General features: G+C 58.6%; 2 protein-coding genes. Both read left to right on the top strand.

What is annotated here, in order from left to right; all coding sequences use genetic code 11:
* Positions 1-706: ABC transporter permease (locus tag EOA22_RS34120; protein ID WP_164756203.1), on the top strand; the 706-nt coding region annotated here is incomplete at its 5' end.
* Positions 707-712: 6 nt separating this feature from the next.
* On the top strand, positions 713-1,251 hold a 539-nt coding region (locus EOA22_RS34115), incomplete at its 3' end, for an ABC transporter permease (protein ID WP_164756202.1).

Genomic DNA, 1,251 nt, shown 5'->3' with positions numbered 1-1,251 from the left:
ATCCTACTCCACCCAGCAGCCTGTCGCGCAAATGATCGCGGATGCTCTTCCTCTAACGCTCGAGCTGGCATCCTGGGCGATCCTCATCGCATTCCTGGGGGCCACGCTAATCAATTCGGCTACGTTCATGAAAAAGCTGGTGGACCGGCTCACCGCCGCCATAAGCATCGTTGGCATCACTGTACCGAATTTCTTTCTCGGACTGCTGCTGATCTACCTGTTTTCGGTTCAGCTACGCTGGCTGCCGACGACCGGATGGTCGCCGTGGTCACGGGGCGCTGGGCAACATCTCATCCACATGATCCTGCCCATTATCACGCTTACGACCTTCTATTTCAGCTCCTTCACGCTCGTCTACAAGGCCGAATATCAGTCGGTGAAAGGCAACCTTTACATCCAGGCCGCGCGGTCCAAGGGGCTGTCGGAGGCGCGCATTTCCTACCGGCACATTCTGCCCAACAGCATATTGCCCTTGATCACCTATGCCGGACTTTCGCTTGGACAACTGGTAGGCGGGGCGGTCGTGACCGAAACCGTCTTTTCCATGCCAGGCATGGGCCGGCTGGTGGTCGAAGCGATTTCGTCCCGGGATTTTCCGGTGATGCTGTCGGTGGGAATGGTGATCATCGTCGGCGTGATGATCCTCAACCTTGTGGCGGACATCACCTACAGCCTCGTCAATCCGCTCGTGCGAACATCGGCTTAGAATCCAATGAGAAAACTTCCGTTCCGATTGGTCCTTGGCCTGACGCTTCTGGTGATCATCACATTGATCGCGGTGTTCGCGCCCTTGATCGCGCCACTGCACCCGACCGCTACGACGATCAATGTCCTCGGGCCGCCTTCGGCTGAGAATATTCTTGGCACGGACCAACTGGGCCGGGACGTGCTGTCGCGCGTCATCTACGGGACAAGGGTTTCGTTGCAGGTGGGTGCTTCGGCGGCGATCGTGGCTGTGCTGATCGGCGCGCCCATTGGCCTGATCGCCGGGTTTTTCCGTGGCTGGGTCGATTTTGTCCTGGTCCAGATAATCGACATTTTCATCGCCTTGCCGGGGCTCGTTCTCGCATTGATCATCACCGCCATGCTCGGGCCATCGGTGGTCAACCTGGCGGTCACGCTGGGTGTCGTCACTGCGCCGACGGTCGCCCGCCTGGTTCGTGGCCAGGTTTTCGTTGTCCGGGAAATGGTCTTCGTGGAAGCTGCGCGTGCCACGGGCGCAAGCTCTTTCTGGATCATCCGCCATCATAT

It is taken from the genome of Mesorhizobium sp. M7A.F.Ca.US.014.04.1.1 (assembly GCF_003998745.1).
Classification (GTDB): Bacteria; Pseudomonadota; Alphaproteobacteria; order Rhizobiales; family Rhizobiaceae; genus Mesorhizobium; species Mesorhizobium ciceri.
This window is presented reverse-complemented; position numbering and strand designations above follow the sequence as displayed.